Origin of the sequence: Citrobacter sp. TBCS-14, assembly GCF_005280805.1 — a bacterium.
Taxonomy (GTDB): Bacteria; Pseudomonadota; Gammaproteobacteria; order Enterobacterales; family Enterobacteriaceae; genus Citrobacter; species Citrobacter gillenii.
In genome coordinates this window covers 1-536 of record NZ_SZWM01001237.1, presented here as the reverse complement: position 1 = coordinate 536, position 536 = coordinate 1, and the positions used below count along the sequence as shown (strand labels likewise).

Annotated in this window: 1 pseudogene; it reads right to left on the bottom strand. The window is 55.7% G+C overall.

The window, feature by feature from the left end:
* Nucleotides 1–536 (bottom strand): annotated as a pseudogene (locus FDX22_RS26450) (PAS domain-containing protein); the annotation flags it as partial.

The window sequence follows — 536 nt, the reverse complement described above, 5'->3', positions numbered from 1 at the left end:
TACCCTGGCTGGCCTGTGCATCCAGATGTAAAAGCAAAGCGGCACGGGCATTAAGAAATTGCAGAACGCCCTGCTCGTTCCACGCCATCACGCCATCATCCATGCTTTCCAGCAGTCCGTACATCTGATTCAGATGGCGGTTAGATTCGGCCAGCAGGCTATCAGTCAGCAAAGAGTTGCCGACTTCTCTGGCAATCGCCAGCGTCAGGGAGAGATCGGAAACGGACTCATGTTCCACCAGGCAGCACAGCGAGATGGAGCCAAACAGTCGCCCGTGGTTATCAAATACCGGCGTTGAGCAGAACGACCACGGATGTAGCGCTTTTTTAAAGTGCTGATCGCCNATCGAAGACCGGCGTCGAGCAGAACGACCACGGATGCAGCGCCTGCTTAAAATGCTGATCGCCAGAGGTTTTTGTCGGCTGCCCTGGCATCGTTGCCAGCGATAGCGCACAACTGCCGATAATGCTTTCCGCACAGTAGCTACCGTCACGAAAGCCAAGTTCCGCCAGCTGTTCCACCGTCTGCGGATCGCC